22 protein-coding genes and 1 pseudogene are annotated in these 22,485 nt (G+C 68.6%); 9 read left to right on the top strand and 14 right to left on the bottom strand.

The genetic code is table 11. The annotated features are described in order from the left end of the window. Window positions 1-15 precede the first annotated feature (15 nt). Together TL10_RS20715 and TL10_RS20710 are read left to right on the top strand one after the other, a co-directional pair. On the top strand, window positions 16-696 hold the full coding sequence (locus TL10_RS20715) for a YcnI family protein (RefSeq protein WP_043987148.1): 681 nt from the start codon (window positions 16-18) through the stop codon (window positions 694-696). After that, window positions 693-2,150 carry a copper resistance CopC/CopD family protein gene (locus tag TL10_RS20710; RefSeq protein ID WP_082068027.1) on the top strand — a complete coding sequence of 486 codons (1,458 nt, stop codon included), beginning with the start codon at window positions 693-695 and terminating at the stop codon, window positions 2,148-2,150. Before TL10_RS20715 ends, TL10_RS20710 begins: the two co-directional genes overlap by 4 nt. A 1-nt stretch (window position 2,151) precedes the next feature. Here the strand turns inward: TL10_RS20710 and TL10_RS20705 are convergent, their stop codons facing one another. Together TL10_RS20705 and TL10_RS20700 are read right to left on the bottom strand one after the other, a co-directional pair. Then, a complete protein-coding gene (locus TL10_RS20705) occupies window positions 2,152-2,646 on the bottom strand; it encodes a polyadenylate-specific 3'-exoribonuclease AS (protein WP_043403249.1) in 495 nt (164 codons plus the stop codon). Continuing rightward, window positions 2,647-3,486 carry a hypothetical protein gene (locus tag TL10_RS20700; RefSeq protein WP_234711500.1) on the bottom strand — a complete coding sequence of 280 codons (840 nt, stop codon included), beginning with the start codon at window positions 3,484-3,486 and terminating at the stop codon, window positions 2,647-2,649. Between the two features lie 112 nt (window positions 3,487-3,598). Here TL10_RS20700 and TL10_RS20695 point away from each other — a divergent pair, with 112 nt between their 5' ends. Then, window positions 3,599-4,858, top strand: a complete 1,260-nt coding sequence (locus TL10_RS20695) for a glycosyltransferase family 87 protein (RefSeq protein WP_043403255.1) — start codon at window positions 3,599-3,601, stop codon at window positions 4,856-4,858. Window position 4,859: 1 nt separating this feature from the next. Here the strand turns inward: TL10_RS20695 and TL10_RS20690 are convergent, their stop codons facing one another. From TL10_RS20690 to TL10_RS20670, 5 genes are all read right to left on the bottom strand, one after another. After that, the gene (locus TL10_RS20690) at window positions 4,860-5,561 is read right to left on the bottom strand and encodes a lysophospholipid acyltransferase family protein (protein WP_043403258.1); all 702 of its coding nucleotides are present in this window, start codon (window positions 5,559-5,561) and stop codon (window positions 4,860-4,862) included. A gap of 87 nt (window positions 5,562-5,648) precedes the next feature. Further along, window positions 5,649-6,062, bottom strand: coding sequence for a hypothetical protein (locus tag TL10_RS20685; RefSeq protein WP_110789166.1), 414 nt, complete (start codon window positions 6,060-6,062; stop codon window positions 5,649-5,651). Next, window positions 6,059-7,309: an ArsA family ATPase gene (locus tag TL10_RS20680; RefSeq protein ID WP_390892782.1), complete on the bottom strand. Its 1,251-nt coding sequence runs from the start codon at window positions 7,307-7,309 to the stop codon at window positions 6,059-6,061. Before TL10_RS20680 ends, TL10_RS20685 begins: the two co-directional genes overlap by 4 nt. Then, window positions 7,305-7,742 carry an SRPBCC family protein gene (locus TL10_RS20675; protein ID WP_043403264.1) on the bottom strand — a complete coding sequence of 146 codons (438 nt, stop codon included), beginning with the start codon at window positions 7,740-7,742 and terminating at the stop codon, window positions 7,305-7,307. The genes TL10_RS20680 and TL10_RS20675 overlap by 5 nt, the downstream gene beginning before the upstream one ends. A 105-nt stretch (window positions 7,743-7,847) precedes the next feature. Continuing rightward, window positions 7,848-8,237, bottom strand: coding sequence for a polyketide cyclase / dehydrase and lipid transport (locus TL10_RS20670; RefSeq protein WP_043987109.1), 390 nt, complete (start codon window positions 8,235-8,237; stop codon window positions 7,848-7,850). Between the two features lie 102 nt (window positions 8,238-8,339). On the opposite strand from TL10_RS20670, the gene TL10_RS20665 reads away from it, so the two are divergent. After that, window positions 8,340-10,127, top strand: coding sequence for an AMP-dependent synthetase/ligase (locus TL10_RS20665; RefSeq protein WP_043987146.1), 1,788 nt, complete (start codon window positions 8,340-8,342; stop codon window positions 10,125-10,127). A gap of 6 nt (window positions 10,128-10,133) precedes the next feature. Here TL10_RS20665 and TL10_RS20660 read toward each other — a convergent pair whose 3' ends face one another. The 4 genes from TL10_RS20660 to TL10_RS20645 all read right to left on the bottom strand — a co-directional run bounded on the left by TL10_RS20660 (window position 10,134) and on the right by TL10_RS20645 (window position 13,670). Beyond that, window positions 10,134-11,300, bottom strand: a complete 1,167-nt coding sequence (locus tag TL10_RS20660) for a glycosyltransferase family 4 protein (RefSeq protein ID WP_043987108.1) — start codon at window positions 11,298-11,300, stop codon at window positions 10,134-10,136. Window positions 11,301-11,318: 18 nt separating this feature from the next. Beyond that, a complete protein-coding gene (locus TL10_RS31475) occupies window positions 11,319-12,074 on the bottom strand; it encodes a basic secretory family protein (protein ID WP_234711499.1) in 756 nt (251 codons plus the stop codon). Window positions 12,075-12,133: 59 nt separating this feature from the next. Then, entirely contained in the window at window positions 12,134-13,276 is a 1,143-nt protein-coding gene (gene ripC, locus TL10_RS20650; RefSeq protein WP_043987106.1) for a peptidoglycan hydrolase RipC, read from the bottom strand. A gap of 154 nt (window positions 13,277-13,430) precedes the next feature. Then, window positions 13,431-13,670, bottom strand: coding sequence for a hypothetical protein (locus TL10_RS20645; RefSeq protein ID WP_043987105.1), 240 nt, complete (start codon window positions 13,668-13,670; stop codon window positions 13,431-13,433). A gap of 82 nt (window positions 13,671-13,752) precedes the next feature. On the opposite strand from TL10_RS20645, the pseudogene TL10_RS30270 reads away from it, so the two are divergent. After that, window positions 13,753-15,609: pseudogene (locus TL10_RS30270) on the top strand (DEDD exonuclease domain-containing protein); the annotation flags it as partial. On the opposite strand, the gene trpD reads toward TL10_RS30270, so the two are convergent. Continuing rightward, a complete protein-coding gene (gene trpD, locus TL10_RS20640; RefSeq protein ID WP_231575724.1) occupies window positions 15,547-16,638 on the bottom strand; it encodes an anthranilate phosphoribosyltransferase in 1,092 nt (363 codons plus the stop codon). The pseudogene TL10_RS30270 and the gene trpD overlap by 63 nt on opposite strands. A 69-nt stretch (window positions 16,639-16,707) precedes the next feature. Here trpD and ctaE point away from each other — a divergent pair, with 69 nt between their 5' ends. The 4 genes from ctaE to qcrB are packed head-to-tail and all read left to right on the top strand — an operon-like array spanning window position 16,708 to window position 20,952. Beyond that, window positions 16,708-17,319, top strand: coding sequence for an aa3-type cytochrome oxidase subunit III (ctaE, locus tag TL10_RS20635; RefSeq protein WP_043403275.1), 612 nt, complete (start codon window positions 16,708-16,710; stop codon window positions 17,317-17,319). A 26-nt stretch (window positions 17,320-17,345) separates the two neighbouring features. Further along, window positions 17,346-18,158 (top strand): cytochrome bc1 complex diheme cytochrome c subunit, encoded by an 813-nt coding sequence (gene qcrC / locus TL10_RS20630; protein ID WP_043403277.1) that lies wholly within the window; start codon window positions 17,346-17,348, stop codon window positions 18,156-18,158. Then, window positions 18,155-19,318, top strand: coding sequence for a cytochrome bc1 complex Rieske iron-sulfur subunit (gene qcrA, locus TL10_RS20625; RefSeq protein WP_043403280.1), 1,164 nt, complete (start codon window positions 18,155-18,157; stop codon window positions 19,316-19,318). Before qcrC ends, qcrA begins: the two co-directional genes overlap by 4 nt. Beyond that, window positions 19,315-20,952, top strand: coding sequence for a cytochrome bc1 complex cytochrome b subunit (gene qcrB, locus TL10_RS20620; protein ID WP_043403283.1), 1,638 nt, complete (start codon window positions 19,315-19,317; stop codon window positions 20,950-20,952). The genes qcrA and qcrB overlap by 4 nt, the downstream gene beginning before the upstream one ends. Window positions 20,953-21,468: 516 nt before the next feature. Here the strand turns inward: qcrB and TL10_RS20615 are convergent. Both TL10_RS20615 and TL10_RS20610 read right to left on the bottom strand, forming a co-directional pair. Further along, window positions 21,469-22,101: a DUF2561 family protein gene (locus TL10_RS20615; RefSeq protein WP_234711498.1), complete on the bottom strand. Its 633-nt coding sequence runs from the start codon at window positions 22,099-22,101 to the stop codon at window positions 21,469-21,471. A 36-nt stretch (window positions 22,102-22,137) separates the two neighbouring features. Then, window positions 22,138-22,485 (bottom strand): MmpS family transport accessory protein (locus TL10_RS20610; RefSeq protein WP_043987102.1); only part of this gene is annotated, 348 nt, incomplete at its 5' end.

The raw sequence follows: 22,485 nt of genomic DNA, 5'->3' as shown, positions 1-22,485 counted from the left end.
CCCCGAAAGGACAACATGCCCAAGCCTTTTCAGACCGTCGCCGCCATCACTGCGACGGCCGCCTGCGCCGTCGCCCTGGCCGCACCGGCCGCGGCCCACGTCAAGGTGACGGGCGACGCCACCCAGGGCGGCTGGGGCGTGCTGAACTTCCGCGTCCCGACCGAATCGGACACCGCGTCCACCACCGCCCTGTTGGTCGTGCTGCCCGACGACCAGCCGATCATCTCGGTCAGCACCCAGCAGAAGGCGGGCTGGACGGCCACCCTCACCAAGAAGAAGTTGCCCACCCCGCAGAAGGACGACGACGGCGTCGAGGTCACCGAGTACGTCTCGTCCGTCGAATGGAAGGCCACCGCACCGGACGCGGCCATCCCGCCGCATCAGTTCAACGTCTTCGCCATCTCGGCCGGCCCGCTGCCCAAGGTCAACACGCTGGCGCTGCCGGCGGTGCAGACCTACAACGACGGCAAGGTCGTGAACTGGAACGAGAAGGCCAATCCGGGGCAGCCCGAGCCCGAGCATCCGGCGCCCGCCCTGCACTTGAAGCCCGCCGGCGGCGGCGACCACGACCGACCCGCGGCCGCTGCCCCCGCGTCCGCGGCACCGGCGTGGCCGGGTCTGACGGCGCTGGCCGTGTCGGTGGTCGCGCTGCTGCTGGGGATCGCTAACCTGGCGATGTCACGACGAAAGAATTGAGATCGGTCGCCGCGCTGCCGGTCGTCCTGCTCGCGGCTCTGCTCGCGCTCCTGCTGCCGGCTCCCGTCGCGCACGCGCACGCCGTCCTGGTCTCCAGCGATCCCGTCGACGGCACTACCCTGCCGGCCGCACCGAGTCGGGTCACCCTGACCTTCGACGAGCCGGTTCGCCTGATTCCCGGTGCGGTACAGGTGATTTCGAACTCCGGTGTCCGGGTCGACCAGGCGGTGCGGCAGCAGTCGGGTAACACCGCCGTCCAGCTGGAGCTGCCGCCGGACCTGCCGCGCGGCAGCTATACCGCCACCTGGCGGCTGATGTCGGCCGACGGCCACGAGGTGTCCGGCTCGGTGAGCTTCGGCGTGCAACAGGCGCCGGACGCGCCGCCGGAGGCTCGTCCGGTCGTCTCGTCATCGACGGCATCGGATGTCACGCGCGGTCTCAAGTACACCGGCCTGGCGTTGTGCGTCGGTGTTCTCGCGGCGGCCCGGTTGGTGTGGGGGTGGGCGCTCGCACTGCGCCGGACCCGCATCCTGGCCGGCACCGGCTGGGCGCTGCTGGCCGCCGCGACCGTCATCGACACCGCCACCACCGGCACGGGGCTCTATGCCGAGGTGGCGCTGCTGGGTGTGGCGGCGATAGCGCTGGTCCGCAACGCCCGGCTGGGGACGCCGCTGTTCGCCGTCGCCGCCGGGTGGCTCGCGGCCGGCATCGCCGCCTCCGGGCACGCCGCGGCCGGGCCCGACCCGTGGCTGGCCACGACCGTCACCACCATCCACCTGTTGGCCATGGCGCTGTGGGTGGGCGGCCTGAGCGTCCTGACGCTGGTCGTGCTGCCGGCTCGGCGCAGCGACGAACTACAGCGGTGGTCCCGGGTGGCGTTCGGCTGCGTCGCGGCAGTGCTGCTCACCGGCGAGTACCAGGCCTGGCGGCAGGTGTCGCCCATCGAATCGTTGTGGTCGACCGGTTACGGAATGGCCTTGTGCGCCAAGGTTTTCCTGGTGACACTGACGGCCGCCCTGGCGTATCTGGGCCGGCGCCGACTCACGCCCGAGCGGCTGCGCCGCACCGTGCCACTGGAAACCGCCCTCGCGGTGCTGGTGCTGGTGCTGACCACGGTGCTCACCGGTGAACCACCGGCACGCACCACCTACGGCCCGCCGCTCACCGCCACTGCCGCGTTGGATCAGGGCCGTCAGGCACAGGTGCATCTCGACACCACCCGGCACGGCGCCATCCCGATCGATATCACTGCGCCCGGCGCGACCGCGATGCGCGGCACCCTGTCGAGTGCTGAGATCGCCTCACTGCCCGTGCGGTTCACCGCGGGTCCGGACGGCCGCTGGCACAGCACCTATGCGACCGCGCCGCGGCCCGGGCTGTGGACGCTGCAGCTGACGGTGCAGTTCGGCGCGAACGACGCCGCCGTCACCAGCGTGCCGTTCCGCGCTTGGTGAGTTACCGGGGCGCTGTCATCATCTCGGCGATCAGCCGATAGCGGTCCAGGTTGTGCCGCGCGTCGACGAGCGCGTCGTGCGAGTCGCGTGGCCGTGCGGGCATCCGCGGGCTGCCACAGTCCTCCCAGAACTGCCGCAGCTCGCGCGTGAAGCGCGGCATGGCCGGCGGCAGGTCGGCCATCGGACCCCACAACTGGCACAGCACCACGTGGTCGTACGCGCCGACCCAGGCCCACAGTTCGATCGGCTCGTCGCCGTCGATGTTGAAGAAGTCCTCCAGGTCCGACCGGATCTGGCGGCGCGAGCGCCACACCTTCGACGACGGCGACGGCAGCTTCGGCAACACGTTCTTGCGTACCCAGGAACCCGCCCGGTCCGGGTCGAACTCCGAGGAGACGGCGTAATACTCGCGTCCGTCCTCGGCGGCGACACCGATCGAGATCAGCTCGATGGTGCGGCCGTCGTCGATGAACTCGGTGTCGTAGAAGTACTTCATTCAGGCAACCTCGGTCGGGATTCGGTCCGGCGGCGCGGGTGCCGCATGGATCTCGCGGTCGAGCTGTTGGTCCACGGCCGCGTCGTCGGGAAACTTTGGCATACCCGCGATCGCATCCTGTAACCACAGCTTCGCCCGCACCACCGGCCGGCGCAGCCACCGCTCGCGTTCCAGCGCTTTGTGCATCTTCCGGGGCCGGCTCGTGTACCTCCAACGGGCCCACGGCGCGTGCGGCCGCGACAGCCGGATCGCCCCGATGACCAGCAGCGGTGTGATGAACATCCCGACCAGGCCGGTCCACACCTTGCCCTTGAGCAGCACGATGACCGCCATCGCCAGGGTGACCAGGGCCAGCGCCACCACCACGATCCGGGCGGTCACGTCCTGGTCGTCGCGCCAGACCGTGATGTCGAAGAACGACAGCGGGTTGAATCCCAGGACCAGCAGTCCCGCCACCGCAACGGCGACGAACACCGCGTCCACCGACGTCCGGCCGTCCTCGGCCCAGTACACGTCGGACAGGTGCAGGATCAGCGCGAACTCGTCCAGGACCAGGGCCGCACCGATACCGAAAACGATTGCCGCCACGGTGAATTCGGGGACGCCGCCGTCGACCGCCAGGGTCACCATCGTCACCCCGGACACCATCACCAGCACGATGCCGATCACCACGTGATGGATGTGCAGGCTGCCGTGGCCGATGTTGCGCGGCTGCCACCATTTGCGCGGCGCCGGGTTGTCGGCGTGGGCCCGGATATAACGGACCACGGTGCGGGTGACGAAAAACGTCAAGATGAACGCAATCAGGCACCACAACAACGGCAGCCGCCCACTGGACACGAACTCCGTAGGTAGGGGCGACCGCACGGTGAAGAAACTTACGCCCGTGTATGCGTGTCACTGCCCCGCAGGGCGCCGACGCGCCGGTCCCCCCGATAGGCTGTCCGGCGAGATGCGTATCAGACCCGGGTTGCGGCCCACCTTGGCCTGGCGGCTGTTGCAGTTGCTGGCCGCGTTGACGTTGGTATGGGGCGCCTGGCGGCTGCTGGGCCACACGCCGTACCGAATCGACATCGACGTGTACCGGATGGGCGGCCGTGCCTGGCTGAACAACACCCCGCTGTACAACGAGAGCACGATCTTCCGCACCGAGGCTGGCATCGACCTGCCGTTCACCTACCCGCCGCTGGCCGCGATCATGTTCGCGCCGTTCGCCTGGCTCCCCCTGCCCGGGGCCAGCGTGGCCATCACGGTGACGACGTTCGTGTTGTTGCTGGTGTCCATCGTGATCGTGCTGACCAGGCTGGACGTCTGGCCGCAGTCGCAGTTCGGCGGCTCGGCGCTGGCCCGCCGCTGCTGGCTGGCCGCCGCCATCGTCGGACCAGCCGTGCTGTTCCTCGAACCGGTGCGGTCCAACTTCAACTTCGGTCAGATCAACGTCGTCCTGATGACGCTGGTGATCGCCGACTGCGTCCCCCGCCGCACGCCCTGGCCTCGCGGTGTCCTGCTCGGGGTGGCGATCGCCCTCAAGCTGACCCCGGCCGTGTTCCTGCTGTATTTCCTGCTGCGTCGCGATTTCCGCGCGCTGCTGACCACGGTGGCGTCGTCGGTCGCGGTGACGCTGTTCGCGTTCGCCCTGGCCTGGGGCGACTCGTGGGAGTACTGGACCAAGACGGTCCGCAACACCGACCGCATCGGTACCGCGACGCTGAACACCAACCAGAACATCTCGGGCACGCTGGCCCGGTTCGGGATGTCGGCGACGCCGCGGTTCGTGCTCTGGGTGGTGCTGTGCTTCGCGGTGCTGGCGCTGACGGTGTGGGCGGCACATCGGGTGCTGCGCGCGGGACAGCCGGTGCTGGCCCTGATGTGCGTGGCGATGTTCGGCCTGGTGGTGTCGCCGGTGTCGTGGTCACACCACTGGGTGTGGGTCGTGCCGACCTTGGTGACCATCACGGTGCTCGCCTACCGGGAACGCAGTGCCGCCCTCGCTGCGGTCAGCGCCGTCGGGGTGTTCCTGCTGGTCTGTACCCCGATCCGGCTCCTGCCCGAGCACCACGAGGTGGACGCGACGCTGTGGCGCCAGGTGGTCGGCAGCTCCTATGTGTGGTGGGGGCTGGCCGTCATTGCCGCGGCGGGCACCATCACCGGCCGCGGCACGCCGTCAGCCGCCGCCACCGAGCACGTCGCGCCGATCTCGGCGACGACCTAGCTCAGCCCGCTTTGATCGCGGCCGGCGGGGTTTTTCCCTCTTTGACGTCCGCTGCGTAGAGGTCGACGTACTCCTGGCCGGACAGGCGCATCAGCTCGTACATGACCTCGTCGATCACGGCGCGCTCGATGAACCGGTTACCGGCCAGGCCCTCGAAACGGCGGAAGTCCATCGGCTTGCCGAACTTCACCTCGACGCGGGCGAAATGCCACATCTTGCTGCCCGGCGGGTTCACCACGTCGGTGTTGATCATCGCGACGGGAATGACGGGGATGCCGGTCTCCAGCGCGATGCGGGCCAGGCCGGTCTTGCCCTTGTACAGCTTGCCGTCGGGAGAACGAGTGCCCTCGGGATACATGCCGAGCAGCTTGCCCTTGTCCAGGATCTTGGCCGCGGCGGTCAACGCATCGGCCGCGGAATCGGCATTGGTGCGGTCGATCGGCACCTGACCGGTCGACGAATAGAAGAACTTGATCAGCTTGCCCTTGATCCCGGTACCGGTGAAGTACTCGGCCTTGGCCAGGAAGAAGATCCGGCGGCGCAGCACCAGCGGCAGGTAGAAACTGTCGACGACAGCCAGGTGATTACTGGCCAGCAGCACAGGGCCGTGATCGGGGACGTATTCGAGCCCCGTGACTTTCGGACGGCCCAGCAGACGCAGCAACGGGCCCATCAAGATGTACTTGTAAAACCAGAAGAACATCGAACCTCCCGCTGAAGACGCCCGGACGGTGCCCTGCGACAACCTTACTCGCGACTGTCGGCCGGACCACAGCCCGCGGCGGACTGGTTATTCCTCTACCGAGACCGGGATGGACTGGTAACGACCCGGGCCCGCGGGACTCGACGGCGACTCGTCGGCCTGACGGTGTTTGCCACCCGGACCGGACGGATCCGTCGGCGGCTCCGGGTGCGGGCCGGCAGGCCCCTGGTCGGCGAGCGCGGCGCGCACCGCGTCCAGAAAAGTGGTGCTGTGTTGGGCGATTGCCGTCAGCATCGGGTGCTGCTCGTCATTGGCGAACGCGACCAGGGCGCACACCGGGCACCACACCTGGTTGCAGTCGCTCGGATTCTCACCGTCGGCGAGCATCGACACGGACAGCCGCACCACGGGATCGATCTTGTCGATGAGGGCCTGGGCCAGCAGTCGCAGGTCCATCGGTAGGTCGCCGAGGGATTCAGCCCCGAAATTGGTGTGCGTCACTTGGGCCACACCTCCGGGTCAGGGCGAAAACGGACAGTCAGTTCGCAGCCGCGCAATGACGCGCCGGTCACGATGCAACGGCGCAGGACAGATGCCAACGGGACCCGGCGCCGGGTACCACCCGAGCCGATGATGAGGTCATCGTCGACGCGGCCAAGAGTCAGCGACTCCGGGTCGATTTGCGGCAATTCTATCCGCAGCCGATAGACAGCAGCCAATCCTGAGCCCGATTCGCGGTCGACGATGGGGCGCGGCGGGGCGGGCGGTGGAGCGCCGTGCCGCAGCCGCGACGCCTCCAGCAACTCCCCCAGCGCCTTCGGTCCGATGGGCTCGCCGGCCAGGTGCGGCACCAGCACCAGACGCACGTCGCCGACGGCCGCATCCAGGTCGCTGAGCATGCTGCGCTGCTCGGCGATGCGCTCGGCGTACCAGTCGAATGCGGGGTGCGCGGGCAGGTTCACGTACTCGTACGAATCGTCTTGGATCAGAACCTGATTCACGATCAGCTCGGACACGTGCACACCCATCAAGGTGAGCGACGCCAGCGTCCGCACCGCCTCGGCCACCACCACCCGTTCCGGGGTGAGCACCAGGTGCGCGGTGACGTCGGGCTGGTCCAGCAGCTCGCCCAGCGCCTCGGTGGCGCCGGCGAGGCGCTCGACGAGGGTCACCATGGCGATCGTCTTGGCATCGGCCAGACCGACCGACAGCCGCCGGTGCCGCGGCCAGGCCTTCTCCAGGTAGAGGGCGAACGCCGCGGGCAGTGTCAGCATCCGCATGGCGTCGGCGGTCGAGGCGCAGTCGACGATCACGTGGTCCCAGTTGCCTGAGGCCGCCAGCTCCGCGACCTCGTGCAGCCCCAGCACCTCCTGAATCCCGGGCAGTGCCGAAAGTTCTTCCGGTGCAACGTCTCCCACATCGGACTCCGGGAACCGGGCGACCAGTACCGCGGCCACCTCTCGCCACCGGGCCTCCAGCAGCGCCAGGGTGTCCAGCGCCAGGGCATCGAGCATGACGCCGGCGCCGTCGTCGACGGGCACCTGCGTGGGCACCCGTAAGCCGGTCGGCTGGACGTCGGCGCCGAGCACGTCGCCCGTGGAGTGGGCCTGGTCCGTCGACACGATCAGCACCCGCTGCCCGGCCCGGGCATCACGCACCGCGGTGGCCGTGGCCACCGTCGACTTGCCTACTCCACCCTTACCGACGAACAGACTGATCCGGGCGCGCCCAGCAGGGTCCGTGTCAATCAGACTCGACTCGCTTCTTCAGGTCCTTGAGCGCCGTGTCGGTCAGGCGGCGCTCCGCCTTGCGTTTGAGTAATCCGATCATCGGGATGATCAGGTCGACCGACAGTTCGTACGTCACGTCGGTGCCAGAACCCTTGGGCGACAAGCGGTATGTGCCGTCGAGGGCCTTCAGCAGCGAGCTGGACACCAGGGACCAGCTCACCGACCGGCGGTCGGCGGGCCACTGGTAGGTGAACACCATGGTGTCCTTGAGCACCGTGGCGTCGAGAACCATCCGGGCCGTCTTCGGGTAACCGTCGGCGTAGACGTCCAGCACCTCGGTCTCCGGGTACTCGGCGACCCAGTCCGGATATGAGCCGATATCGGCGATGACGTCCATCACGGTCGCCGGGTCGGCGTCGATGTAGATGGTCTGCGCAGTCTTGTCCGCCACGTGTCCACTTCCCCGAGTTAACGATGCCGGCGCAGGCGCGAGGCGCCCGTCTGCCGAGCTCTCAATGTACCGCCAGCGCTCAGCCCTGGTCGGGTGATGCGAGCCTCAGGCCAACCGGGACACGCCCACCGGGCGGGTCCGCTCGAGGTCGGTCTTGATCTCGAAAGCCATGTTCTTCCCGGCCACCCGGCGACGATGGTTGAGCTCCGCCAGGTTCAGCTCGGCCAGCGCGGCGCCGGACACGCCCGTCGGCTCGGCGTGCAGGAAGTAATGCAGTACGACACCGTCCATGACGGTTTCCAGCCAGACCTCCATGGTCCCGGTCAGCGCGCCGGTGACGGTCCACCGGTGCCCTGCCGGACCGCGGTCTTCGACGACCGTCAGCTTCAGGTCCGGCCACCATCGCCGCCAGCTGCTCGGGTTCGCCACGGCGGCACCGACAGCGGCTGGGTCGGCACACACGAAGGTCTCGTCGGCGATCTGGATGCTGTTCATCCCCACCAGCTTCACATACGCCCCCACAGTGTGATGAAGCACCCGACTACGCTGAGCACGGCATTGCTGTCGGTGCACTGCCACGACCCGAAAGGCCACACCGTGCGTGAGTTCAGCGTTCCGGCATCGTTCACCATCGGCGAGTACGACAACGTCGTCGCCCCGGTGTACTCCCTCGAGCGCGGCGACCCCAACCACGTAGCCATTCAGCGCCTGGTCGGCGACACCTGGACCGACGTGACCAGCGCAGAAGTCGCGGCCCAGGTTCGGGCCACCGCCCTCGGCCTGATCGCCAAGGGCGTCAAGCCCGGTGACCGGGTGGTGCTGCTGTCGGCGACCCGCTACGAGTGGCCGATCATCGACTTCGCGATCCTGTCGATCGGCGCGGTGACGGTGCCCATCTACGAGACCTCCGCCGCCGACCAGATCCGGCATGTGCTGGCCGACTCCGGCGCTGTCCTGGCTTTCGCCGAGGCCGACGCCCACGCCGCCAAGATCGAGTCGATCCGGGCCGAGGTGCCCGCGCTCGGTGAGGTCCTGGTGATCGACGGCGGTGCCCTCGATCAACTGGCCGCCGCCGGCGCCGCGGTGGACAGTGCCGAGCTGGACACCCGCCTGGCCGCGATCAAGTCGAGCGACCCGGCCACCCTGATCTACACCTCGGGCACCACCGGCCGCCCCAAGGGCTGCCAGCTGACCCACGCCAACCTGCTTTCGGAGCTGCGCGGCGTCAAGGCCTGCTTCCCCGACCTGCTGGCCAAGGGCCAGAAGCTGCTGGTGTTCCTGCCGCTGGCGCACGTGCTGGCCCGCGCGGTCGCGGTGGCCGGCTTCAGCAACCAGGTGACGCTCGGCTTCACCAGCGACATCAAGAACCTGGTGCCGATCCTCGGGGTCTTCAAGCCGACGCTGGTGGTGTCGGTGCCGCGCGTGTTCGAGAAGGTCTACAACACCGCCGAGCAGAACGCCCGCAACGACGGCAAGGGCAAGATCTTCCAGATCGCCGCCGACACGGCCATCGAGTGGAGCAAGGCGCAGGACACCGGTGGAGCCGGTCTGCTGCTGGGCCTCAAGCACACGGTGTTCGACAAGCTGGTGTACGGCAAGCTCAAGGCCGCACTGGGCGGCAACTGCGTCGGCGCCATCTCCGGCGGCGCCCCGCTCGGCGCCCGCCTCGGCCACTTCTACCGCGGCGTCGGCGTCACCATCTACGAGGGTTACGGCCTGACCGAGACCAGCGCCGCCATCACCGTCAACCGGATCAACGAGTTGAAGGTCGGCACCGTCGGCAAGCTGGTGCCCGGCAACAACATGCGCATCGCCGAAGACGGCGAGCTGCTGCTCTCCGGCGGCGTGGTGTTCAGCGGCTACTGGAAGAACCCGACCGCCACCGGCGAAGCCTTCACCGACGAGTGGTTCCACACCGGTGATCTCGGCGCCATCGACGACGACGGCTACCTGTCGATCGTCGGGCGCAAGAAGGAGATCATCGTGACCGCCGGCGGCAAGAACGTCGCCCCGGCCCCGCTGGAAGACGTGATGCGCGCGCACCCGTTGATCAGCCAGGCCATGTGCGTCGGCGATCAGGAGCCGTTCATCGCCGCGCTGATCACCATCGATCCCGAGGCGTTCGAGGGCTGGAAGCAGCGCAACGGCAAGGACGCCGGCGCTTCGGTGGGCGACCTGGCCGCGGACCCGGCGCTGGTCGCCGAGATCCAGAAGGCCGTCGACGACGCCAACCAGACGGTGTCCAAGGCCGAGGCGATCCGGAAGTTCCAGATTCTGCCCGTCGACTTCACCGAGGACACCGGCGAACTGACGCCGACGCTCAAGGTCAAGCGCAAGGTGGTCGCCGAGAAGTTCGCCGCCGAGATCGCGGCGCTCTACAGCTGAGCGCGGTCAGAGCAGCTCGGCGAGCCGCTCGCCCTTGAGCTTCCACTGCCAGTTGTCGACGACGAACTGACGGCCGGCGGCGCCCATCGCGGCGCCCCGGTCGGGGTCGGCCAGGATGTCGCCGATGGCTGCTGCGATGGCGGCGACGTCGCGACCGTCGACCACGTGGCCGGTCTTTCCTTCCACGACGGTTTCCGGTGCGCCGCCGGAGTCGCCGGCGACGACCGGCACGCCGCACGCGGAGGCCTCGAGGAAGACGATGCCGAGCCCTTCGACATCGAGGCCGCTCCCCCGGGTGCGGCACGGCATGGCGAAGACGTCGGCCATCGCGTGGTGAGCCGGTAGCTCGTCGCCGGGCACGCCGCCGGTGAACACCACATGGTCGGTGACGTCGTAGCGCTGCGCCAGCTTCCGCAGATCGTCGCGGTACGGCCCATTGCCGACGATCACCAGCGCGGCACCGTCGATCCGTTCCCGGATGGCGGGCAACGCCCGGATCAGCATGTCCTGGCCTTTGCGTGGGACCAGTCGCGACAGGCAGACGATCACCGGCCGCTGCCCCAGCCCATACCGGGCCCGCAGCTCCGCGCGGGCCACCTCGTCGGGGACGAAGCGGTCCACGTCCACCCCGGGCGACAGGTATTCCAGCGCGGCTTCGGGCCCGAACGCCGCGGCGAACCGGTTGCGCGTGTAGTGGCTGACGAACGTCACCACGTCCGTGTTGTTTCCGATGTGGCGCAACGCGTTTCGCGCGACGGGCAGCATCGACCAACCCACCTCGTGACCGTGCGTGCTGGCGACAATCCGGGTCGCCCCGGCGTCGCGGGCCAGCGGCGCCAACAGCGCCAGCGGCGCGGCCGCGCCGAACCACACGGTGTCGATGTCGTGCTCGGCGATCAGCTTGCGCATCCGTAGCGCGACGGTCGGTTCGGGCACCATCAGCGTCGTCGGGTGGCGGACCACCTGATATCCGGCGGCCGCGGCAGCCTTGTCGTATTCGGGCGCGCCCTTCCATTTCGGGGCGTACACCGTCAGCTCGTGCGACCCGCGGCCGAGCAATTCGCCGACGAGGCTCTCCAGATACGACTGGATGCCGCCACGGCGGGGCGGGAAGTCGTTGGTCAGCAGCAGCACCCGGGATGTCCGGGGCGAGCTGGGCGACGGGGAAGACATCGCGGTCAGGCTATCGCGTCAGCCCGGGGCCGCGAGCCACCGCTGCCACGCAGCGGTCAACGCGTCGCGATCCATGCCGAGGGCGGCGGCCAGCGCGGTGTCGAGGTCTGGATGATCGACGCCGCACGCGGCCAGATACAGCCGGCGCAGGACCGGATCGCCGAACTGCCCGCCGACGAACCGGGCGAACCACCAGGCGCGGTCATAGGCCAGCGACAGCGCCGGCCCGGTGACCTGGAAGTCGGCGTTGCCGGGCAGCACCGCCATGTCGGCGGGCGCGGGGCGTGGGGTGCGCGGGCGGCTGACGTAGTCGGCGACGCCCTCGGTCAGGCACCAGGGTGCATCGGCGGCCGTGACGGGCCGGGAGGCATAGTGGAAAAGCTCGTGGCGCAACACGATTCGGAGCGCGCCGGGCCCCATCTTGGCGGCGCCGGGGGCGAACACGATACGGTCGACGGTGGTGGCCGCGGCAAACTCCTGACGCCCGGCGGCCAGTGCCTGGAATTCCTCGTCGGTGCCGGTGGTCACGATGGTGATCTGACGGCGCCAGTCGTCGCCCCAGAATTCGGTGACTGCGGCGACCGCGCCGTCGAGTTCGGCGGGGATGCGGCCCGGCAGGGTCGAGCCGGGGTCCAGGACCAGGAGTTCGACGGCGCGGCCGTCAGCCAGCCGGATGGTCGTCGGTGCCGGCGACGAAGACGTCGGCGGTGTCGGCCCGGGCTGCGACGGGGCGGCCTCGTTCGCGCGACCGCGGCTCAGTATCGCTGCGGCCACCGCCGCCTCAGCGGCGAGCAGGCCGAGGACAGCCCGTCGTGGCAGACGTCGGGACAGGCTCAGTAGCGACGCACGTTGTAGATCGGTGCGTTGTCGACCGGCGCCACTCGCACGGGCACACCGAACGTCGAGGCGTGGACCATCATGCCGTCGCCGATGTAGATGCCCACGTGCGAGGCGTCGGAGTAGTAGGTCACGACGTCACCGGGCTGCATCTGGTCGCGCGACACCGCCTGGCCTCCGGCCGCCTGCGCGTAGCTCGAGTGCGGCAGCGAGATGCCGGCCTGCTGGAAGGCCCACATCACCAGGCCCGAGCAGTCGAACGCGCCGGGGCCGGCCGCACCCCAGGAGTAGGGATCGCCGATGCGAGTCAGCGCGGCCTGCACCGCGATGGCGCCGGCAGCGGTACCGCCGGCGACGTCGGGCACTACGGGTGCGCCCTCGACCGGCGGGGTCGGGCCTGCAGCGTTGATGGCGGGATCGTCACCCGGAGCCGGCGGCAGGGCGTCCGGAGCGGGTACCGGCGGGGCGGCCGGGGCCGGCGGCAGGGCCGCCAATGCCTCGCGCTGACTCGGCGTCAGCGCGGTGTAGCGGGACTTGACGATGGCGATCTGCACCTGCAGCTTGCTTTGCTTGGACTGCAGATCAGCACGTACCGCGGCGGCTTGCTCGGCGGCAGTCTTGGACTCGGCGGCGAGCCTGGCCGAGTCGGCCTCGGCCTTGGTAGCGGCATCGGAGGCACTGTGGAAGTTGGCCATCTGCGCGGCCATCTCACTGGCCATCACGCGCTGGACGGAGAGCTGGTCGATCAGGCCCTGCGGGGAATCCGCGGTCAGGATGGCGTCGATGCCGTCGGTCCGGCCGCCCATGTACTGCGCTGCAGCAATCTTGTCGACAGACGTCTGATAGGTAGCCAGGTCGGCCTGAGCGACGTCCGCGGCTGCGGCGGCGGCCTCGTGCTTGGTGTCGGCGGCCTTCGCGGCGGCCAGCTTCTTGTTCAGATCGAGCTGCGCGGCGTGCATGGCCTCGGTGGTCTGCTCTGCCTGGCGCGAGAGCTCATTGAGCTTTGCTACGGCGTCGTCCGCCGGATCGGCCTGGACGTTGCCCGCAAATACGCTACCAAGTATGGTGAGCCCCGCGATCGCACCGGCTACTGGTCGTTTAAGACCGCATATGGTGCGGTGTGTGCGGTGGAGACTCAAGATTTCGCGTCCTTACAACTGCGGGTTCGAGCCGCTTCGAACTCAGTGAGGTCTCAGATAGGTTACGAAACGGCATCGGCGTTGTCCAACGGGAATGGCCAATCTATCAGCCCGCCCCCCGATCCTGTTAACCAGCATCACAATGTGAGGGTCGTCACGCTACGCCCGTAGCACTTGACGCGGGCCCGATCTGGTCTTTCGGACGGCCGATCGGCACCAACCGCAAACGCGGCGCCATGCCCGCATCGGCGAGTACCTCCAGTGCGCGGCGCTCGTCGTCCATCAAAGTCTCGGGCACACCCAGCAAAACGCTGACCACGCAGTCACCACAGCCGGGACCACGCACCGCGCAGTCGTCGCAGTCGATCTTCACCGGCCCGTTGTCCATCTTCATCTCTGACTCCTTTATCGGTTGAGGCGCACGCTAGCGACGTCCACCGACAAAAAGTGCGCCTGATCAGCAACCCGATAACGGAATGACATCGATGGGATTTCTTGTCGGTGCCGGCCCCTACTGTCGCGTCATGGGCTCCGGCAGCGCCACCGACCAGCTGGCTTTCGATCTTGATGAGGCGTTGCTGCGTGACACCACGTTCGTGGTGGTCGACCTGGAGACCACCGGCGGCCGGGCCCGGGCGGACGAGACCGGCGGCGGCTGGGACGCCATCACCGAGATCGGCGCCGTCAAGGTCCGCGGCGGCGAGATCATCGGCGAACTGGGCACCCTGATCGACCCCGGTCGTGCCATCCCGCCCCAGATCGTGCAGCTGACCGGGATCACCACGGCCATGGTCTGCGACGCCCCGCGCATCGAATCGGTGCTGCCCGCATTTCTGGAGTTCTGTCGCGGCGCCGTCCTGGTCGCCCACAACGCGGGCTTCGACATCGGCTTCCTGCGGGCCGCGGCCGAACGCGCGCAGCTGCCCTGGCCCAACCCGCCGGTGCTCTGCACGGTCAAGCTGGCCCGCCGCGTGCTGACCCGGGAGGAGGCGCCGAGCGTCCGGCTCTCGGAGCTGGCCCGGTTGTTCCGCGCCACCACCACGCCCACCCACCGGGCCCTCGACGACGCGCGCGCCACTGTCGACGTGCTGCACGGGCTGCTGGAGCGCATCGGCAACCAGGGTGTGCACACGCTGGCCGAGCTGCGCGGCTATCTCCCCAACGTCACCAGCGCACAGCGCCGCAACCGCAAGCTCGCCGACGCACTGCCGAACTCCCCTGGCGTGTACCTGTTTCGCGGGCCGTCCGAGGAGGTGCTCTACGTCGGCACCGCGGTCGATCTGCGCCGCCGGGTCCGGCAGTACTTCACCGGAGCCGACCCGCGCGCCCGCATGAAAGAGATGGCGTCATTGGCCGTCCGCGTCGATCACGTGGAGTGCGCCCACGAGCTGGAAGCCGGGGTTCGCGAACTGCGGCTGCTCGCCGCACACGCGCCGCCCTACAACCGGCGCTCGAAGGCTCCGCACAAATGGTGGTGGGTGGTGCTCACCGACGAGGCGTTCCCCCGTTTCAGCGTGATCCGGGCACCGCGGCACGACCGGGCCGTCGGCCCGTTCCGGGCCCATGCCGACGCCGTCGACGCGGCCCTGCTGCTGGCCCGCTTCACGGGAGTGCGGACCTGCACGACACGGCTGGCCCGGGCAGCCGAGCACGGGCCGCAGTGCCCGGAGCGTGAACTGTCGCCGTGTCCGGCGCCCCGTGGCATCACCGCCGGCGGCTATGCCGAATTCGCCGGCCGGGCCGCGGAAAACATTGCCGGCGTTGATGATTCCGCACTCGGCGCAGCACTGAAACACATCGACGACCTGGCGGCCGAAGGCCGCTACGAGACCGCGGCACGGCTCCGGGACCATGCCGCCACCGTCATCGACGGACTGTGGCGCGGTCAGCGCCTGCGGGCCCTGACCACGCTGCCGGAACTGGTGGCCGCCCGGCCCGACGGTGCCGGCGGCTGGCACCTCGTCGTGGTCCGGTACGGCCAATTGGCGGCAGCAGGCAACGCGCCGCGGCGGGTCCCGCCGATGCCAGTCGTCGACGCGATATCCGCTGCGGCACAGGTGATCCTGACATCAGAGCGGCCGCTGGGCGGCGCGCCCGTCGAGGAGGTGGCGCTCATCGTGCGCTGGCTGGCCGCGCCCGGTGTGCGCATCGTGCGCACCGACACCGAATCAGGGGCGGGCTACTGCCTGCCGATCACCGCGGCCGGGAGGTGGGCCGAGTGGGCCGCCACCGCCCGGTCGGCCCGGGCGGCGGCGCAGCAGGCACAGCGGTCAGACCTTCTGGGTGAACCGAGCCCACCGCGCGAGCAGCTGCTCGGCCGCGCCCGAATCGATCGCCTCGGTGGCGCGGGCCAGGCCACGCTCCCACGCCGGCACCCACTGGGCGTCGCTGGATAGCCCGGCATGAGCCACCATGGCCCCCGCGGCGTTGAGCACCACGGCATCCCGGACCGGACCGGCCTGGCCGGCCAGTACCGCGCGCACCGACTCCGCGTTGGCCGTGGCGTCACCGCCACGCAACTCGCTGAGGTCAGCGCGAGCGAAACCGAACGCCGCCGGATCCAGCGTCAGCCGCTCCACGGTGCCGGCCTGCACGCGCCAGATGGTGCTCGTCGTCGTGGTGGTCAGCTCGTCGAGCCCGTCATCGCCGTGCACCACCAGGACGCTGGAGCCGCGCGCGGCGAACACGCCTGCCATCACCTCGGCCAGTTCCGCCCACGCGCAGCCGATGAGACCAGCCCGCGGCATCGCCGGATTGGTGAGCGGCCCAAGGAGATTGAAGACCGTCGGCACCCCGATCTCCCGCCGCACGGCCGACGCGTGCCGGTAGGACTGATGGAACTGCGGGGCGAACGCGAACCCGATGCCCACCTCGGTGACCGAGCGGGCGACGTCTCCCGGCGACAGGTCGATCCGCACACCCAGGGCTTCCAGGGTGTCGGCACCACCGGACAGCGACGACGCCGCCCGGTTCCCGTGCTTGATCACCGGCACTCCGCATGCGGCGACGACGATCGACGCCATCGTGGACAGGTTCACGGTGTTGGAGCCGTCGCCTCCGGTACCCACGATGTCGACGACATCGGTGCCGATCGCCGCGAGCGCGTCCGCGGGCACTTTTCGGGCGTGTCGCAACATCACGTCGGCGAGCTCCGTCACCTCCGCGGAGGTGGGCCGCTTCATCTTCATCGCGATGGCGAATGCAGCGATCTGCGCCGGGGTCGCGGAACCGGTCATGACCTGGTCCATTGCCCACCCCGCCTGACCCACGGCAAGGTTCTGGCCGGTGGTCAGCCGGCCCAGGATCTGGGGCCACTGGGGCCCGTCGGTGATCGGTTCCTGATGGGGATCGGTGGTTGGCACGAACCCGATTATGACCAATGTCGGCACCCGGGTGGAGTTCAACAACTACAAAGCGTCATACTTACCGCTGTGACGAGCGCTGTAGGTACCTCCGGAACCGCCATCACGTCGAGGGTGCATTCGCTGAACCGGCCGAACATGGTCAGTGTCGGCACCATTGTGTGGCTTTCCAGCGAGTTGATGTTCTTTGCTGGCCTGTTCGCAATGTATTTCACCGCGCGTGCCCAGGCCGGCGGCGATTGGCCGCCGAAGCCGACCGAACTCAATCTGGCCCTCGCGGTGCCGGTGACGCTGGTGCTGGTCGCGTCGTCGTTCACCTGCCAGATGGGCGTGTTCGCGGCTGAGCGCGGCGACGTGTTCGGGCTCCGCCGGTGGTACGTGATCACGTTCCTCATGGGCCTGTTCTTCGTGCTGGGCCAGGGCTACGAGTACATCCACCTGGTCGAGCACGGCACCACCATTCCCGGCAGTGCCTACGGCTCGGTGTTCTACCTGGCCACCGGTTTTCACGGCCTGCACGTCATCGGCGGTCTGGTGGCATTCGTCTACCTGCTTGCCCGCACGAAGATGAGCAAGTTCACGCCGGCCCAGGCCACCGCTGCCATCGTTGTGTCGTACTACTGGCACTTCGTCGACATCGTGTGGATCGCCCTGTTCGCCACCATCTACTTCGTCCGATGACCAACTCGTCGATGAGAAGGGGTTCGATGACCAGCAAGTCCCGTCGTCGGTTACACCGGCGCCTCTCAGCAGCAATGCTGCTGCTGCTCGGACTTCTAGTCGCTGGTGGCCTCGCGGCCACCCTGACGCCGCGGCCTCAGGTCGCGGTCGCCGACGAGTCGCAGCTGGCTTTGCTGCGTACGGGCAAGCAGTTGTTCGAAACGTCCTGCATCTCGTGCCACGGCGCCAACCTGCAGGGTGTGAAGGACCGCGGCCCGAGCCTCATCGGCGTCGGCGACGCGGCCGTCTACTTCCAGGTGTCCACCGGCCGCATGCCTGCCATGCGCGGCGAGGCCCAGGCTGCCCGCAAGGACCCGGCGTTCGACGAGCACCAGATCGACGCCCTCGGCGCCTACATCCAGGCCAACGGCGGCGGTCCCCAGGTTCCGCGCGACGCCAACGGCCAGATCAACCAGCACTCGTTCATCGGTGAGAACGTCGCCCGCGGTGGCGACCTGTTCCGCCTGAACTGCGCGTCCTGCCACAACTTCACCGGTAAGGGTGGCGCGCTGTCGTCGGGCAAGTACGCGCCCGACCTCGGCAAGGCAGCCGAAGTGCCGGCGCAGGTGTACACCGCCATGCTCACCGGCCCGCAGAACATGCCCAAGTTCTCGGACCGCCAGCTGTCCCCGGAGGAGAAGCGCGACATCGTCGCCTACGTCCATGAGTCGGCGAATGCCCGCAGCCAGGGCGGCTACGGCCTCGGTGGCTTCGGCCCCGCGCCCGAGGGCATGGCGATGTGGATTATCGGGATGGTCGCCGTGATCGGCGCGGCTATGTGGATCGGAGCTCGCGCATGAGCGAGAACGTGAACATTCCCAGTGACGCGGAACTGCGCGAGATGTCGCGCGAAGAACTCGTCGAACTGGGCGGAAAGATCGACGGCGTCACGACCGTCTTCAAGGAGCCCCGCTGGCCCGTCGAGGGCACCAAGGCGGAGAAGCGCGCCGAGCGTCAGGTCGCGGCCTGGCTGCTGCTCGGTGGTCTCTCCGGACTGGCCCTGCTGCTGGTGTTCCTGTTCTGGCCGTGGGAGTACAAGCCGTTCGAGTCCGACGGTGAGTTCATCTACTCGCTGGCCACCCCGCTGTACGGCCTGACCTTCGGTCTGTCGATCCTCGCGATCGGCATCGGTGCGGTGCTCTTCCAGAAGAAGTTCATCCCCGAGGAGATCTCGATCCAGGACCGCCACGACGGCGCCTCCCCTGAGATCCATCGCGCCACCGTCGCGGCCAACCTGACCGATGCACTCGAGGGCTCGACCCTCAAGCGCCGCAAGCTGATCGGCCTGTCGCTCGGCGTCGGCCTCGGCGCGTTCGGCCTGGGCACCGCGGTCGCCTTCATCGGCGGTCTGATCAAGAACCCGTGGAAGCCGGTCGTGCCGACCGCCGATGGCAAGAAGGCCGTCCTGTGGACGTCGGGCTGGACCCCGCGTTTCCACGGCGAGACCATCTACCTGGCCCGGGCCACCGGCCTGCCGGGTGAGTCCCCCTTCGTGAAGATGCGTCCCGAGGACCTCGACGCGGGCGGCATGGAGACCGTGTTCCCGTGGCGCGAGTCCGACGGGGACGGCGTCACCCTCGAGTCGCACGAGAAGCTGTCCAAGATCGCCCTCGGTGTGCGTAACCCGGTGATGCTCATCCGTATCAAGCCCGAGGACCTGAGCCGCGTGGTCAAGCGCCAGGGCCAGGAGAGCTTCAACTTCGGTGACTTCTTCGCGTACACCAAGGTGTGCTCGCACCTGGGCTGCCCCTCGTCGCTGTACGAGCAGCAGACCTACCGCATTCTGTGCCCCTGCCATCAGTCGCAGTTCGACGCGCTGCACTTCGCGCGGCCGATCTTCGGACCGGCGGCCCGCGCCCTGGCGCAGCTGCCGATCACGATTGACAAAGAGGGCTACCTGGTCGCCAACGGCGACTTCATCGAACCCGTCGGACCGGCATTCTGGGAGCGCAAATCATGAGTCCCAAGCTCGCTGACATCGCTGCCGCACAAGGCGATGCGATCGACTCGCGGTACCACCCGTCGGCCGCGGTACGCCGCCAGCTGAACAAGGTCTTCCCGACGCACTGGTCCTTCATGCTCGGTGAGATCGCGCTGTACAGCTTCCTGGTGCTGCTGCTCACCGGCGTGTACCTGACCCTGTTCTTCGATCCGTCGATGGTCGAGGTCGTCTACAACGGCGTCTACCAGCCGCTGCGCGGCGTGCAGATGTCGCGCGCCTACGAATCGGCCCTGGAGATCTCGTTCGAGGTCCGCGGTGGCCTGTTCGTCCGCCAGATTCACCACTGGGCCGCACTGATGTTCGCCGCGTCGATCATGGTGCACCTGGCGCGCATCTTCTTCACCGGCGCGTTCCGTCGCCCGCGTGAGGCGAACTGGATGATCGGCTCGCTGCTGCTGATCCTGGCCATGTTCGAGGGCTACTTCGGCTACTCGCTGCCCGACGACCTGCTGTCCGGCATCGGCCTGCGCGCCGCGCTCTCCTCGATCACCCTCGGTATCCCGGTCATCGGCACCTGGATGCACTGGGCACTGTTCGGTGGCGACTTCCCCGGCAACATCATCATCCCGCGGATGTACGCCCTGCACATCCTGCTGATCCCGGGCATCATCCTGGCCCTGATCGGCGCCCACCTGGCGCTGGTGTGGTTCCAGAAGCACACCCAGTTCCCCGGCCCCGGCCGCACCGAGAAGAACGTCGTCGGCGTGCGCGTCATGCCGGTGTTCGCAATGAAGGGCGGCGCGTTCTTCGCCCTGGTCACCGGCATCCTGGGCATCATGGGCGGTCTGCTGCAGATCAACCCCATCTGGGAGCTCGGCCCCTACAAGCCCTCGCAGGTGTCCGCCGGTAGCCAGCCCGACTTCTACATGATGTGGACCGAAGGCCTGGCCCGTATCTGGCCGGCCTGGGAGTTCTACCCCTTCGGCCACACCATCCCGGCCGTGATGGGCGTCGCCCTGCTGATGGGCGTGGTGTTCGGTCTGCTGATCGCCTGGCCGTTCCTGGAGCGGAAGTTCACCGGCGATGACGCGCACCACAACCTGCTGCAGCGTCCGCGCGACGTGCCGGTCCGCACCGCCATCGGTGCCATGGCCATCGCGTTCTACATGGTGCTGACCCTGGCCGCGATGAACGACATCATCGCGCTCAAGTTCGACATCTCGCTGAACGCCACCACGTGGATCGGCCGCATCGGCATGGTCGTCCTGCCCGCGATCGTCTACTACCTCACCTACCGCTGGTGTGTAGGCCTGCAGCGCAGCGACCGCGCCGTTCTCGAGCACGGTATCGAGACCGGCATCCTCAAGCGGCTGCCGCACGGCGCGTACGTCGAGCTGCACCAGCCGCTGGGCCCGGTCGACGACCACGGCCACCCGATCCCGCTGGAGTACCAGGGTGCCGCACTGCCCAAGCGCATGAACAAGCTCGGATCGGCCGGCTCGCCCGGTACCGGTAGCTTCCTGTTCGCCGACTCTGCCGTCGAACAAGCCGCCCTCGCCGACGCCGAACACGCCGCCGAGCACAAGGCACTCACCGCGCTCAAGGAATACCAGGACGAGATTTCGCCCAACGGGTCCAACGGCCACCACTAGTTCGATCTACGACTTCGGCCCGGTCTGGTTTCCACCAGACCGGGCCGAAGTCGTTTTCGGGGTCCACTCCCCTACCCCACCGGATTCTCTCGCCGTTGACTCCGCCCTGCGGGCGGGAAATGTCGAGTGCTGTACACCCTCAGGGCAGACTCAGCTGGGTGACGGCGCAAACGCCGCACCGATCCAGGTGCTGAACTCGCGAGATCGCCAGCGGGCGGGACAGGCCGCTCTTGTGGACGGCCCTCGACATGCGGACATCCCCGGCCGCCCCCGTTTCACCGTGGACGCAGTGATCCCCGAGCGTCGGGGCTTGGCGACTTGCATCCGCGAGAGCAACTGGGTGGCGGAGAATCGGGCAGAATTCCGCCACCCCGTTGCTCTCGGTGGTCAGACCTGGATCATGGCAGTTGATTCGGACGACAACTCAGCACCGGGATCGACGAAAATGGCTGTGCCAGGCGTAGTTTCCCGCGACCGTTCGGCGATGTCAGCAACGACCGCCGGTGGCGCCGACCGCTAAGCCGTGCGGGCGTCCTCGGCAGAAGCCTCCAGCACCGCGTGCAGACCACGCAGGCAGTACCAGGGAATGGCCACCATGGCCACGGTGAGGACAACTGCGAGGCCGTACAGGATCCAGGCCAGCTCGTCGTGGCGGTCGGCCAGCATGTACGCGCCCAGGAAGACGAACAACGTCGCGGCGCCCATGGCGGCGGCGATCCCGAGCGTGCAGCGCAGCCACAGCTGATCCACCGCGGCTATCGGAAAGCCCACCATGCTGGTCGCCGGCGATGCCGAGTAGCGCCGCACCACCGGGTCGTCGAAGGATCGCAGCGCGCTCTGCGGGGGTTCGCCGGCAGGGCTGCGGTCTTCGGCGGACGGCCCGCCCCCGAGCAGCGGCAACGGGGCTGCCCCACCGCGACGGGCCCGCAACAACAGCGGGATGGCACCCACGATCACGGCCGCCGACACCCCGATGACGGTGTACAGCAGCCACGGGGTGTGCGCCGCCGGAGCACCCGACGGGTGCCGGGTACCGAGGTCCACCAGCGCGACGACGGCCGCCACGCCGGCGCCGAGGGCCGCCAGCCACAGGGCCACACAGCCACCGAGCAGAAGACGGTCCAACTGCTCGGGGCTGCCGCCGGTCACACGCGACCGGGTTGAAGTCTCAGCGTTGTACGGCATTTAACAGCTCGTCTGCCAATCATCGTTTGTCTGCGAGGCCAGGGTCTGGCCGTCGCTGGTCACAATCGAACAATTCAGGTGGCTCAGCCGCAGCAGGCTGGACGCCTGGACCGAGCCAACATCTGACATCGAGATCGGTGTCAGAGTGATCATCCACGGGATGTAGACGTTCTGCTGGGTGCGCTGGCGTCCCGCGGCGTCGGTGTAGGTCACCGAAATACGGTCGAGCGGCGCCTTGGTGCCCCAAATGCGGTACGTGACATATCGCGGCCCGGTCGGCGGCGCGGACGTCGTCGCCGGCGGCGCGGCCGCGGCGGTGCTGGGCGGCGGGGGCGGCGGCGGTTCTTC

Origin of the sequence: Mycolicibacterium llatzerense, assembly GCF_000878195.1 — a bacterium.
GTDB lineage: Bacteria > Actinomycetota > Actinomycetes > Mycobacteriales > Mycobacteriaceae > Mycobacterium > Mycobacterium llatzerense.
Note: the sequence above shows the minus strand (reverse complement) of the source record. Positions and strands in the feature narration are given on the sequence as shown.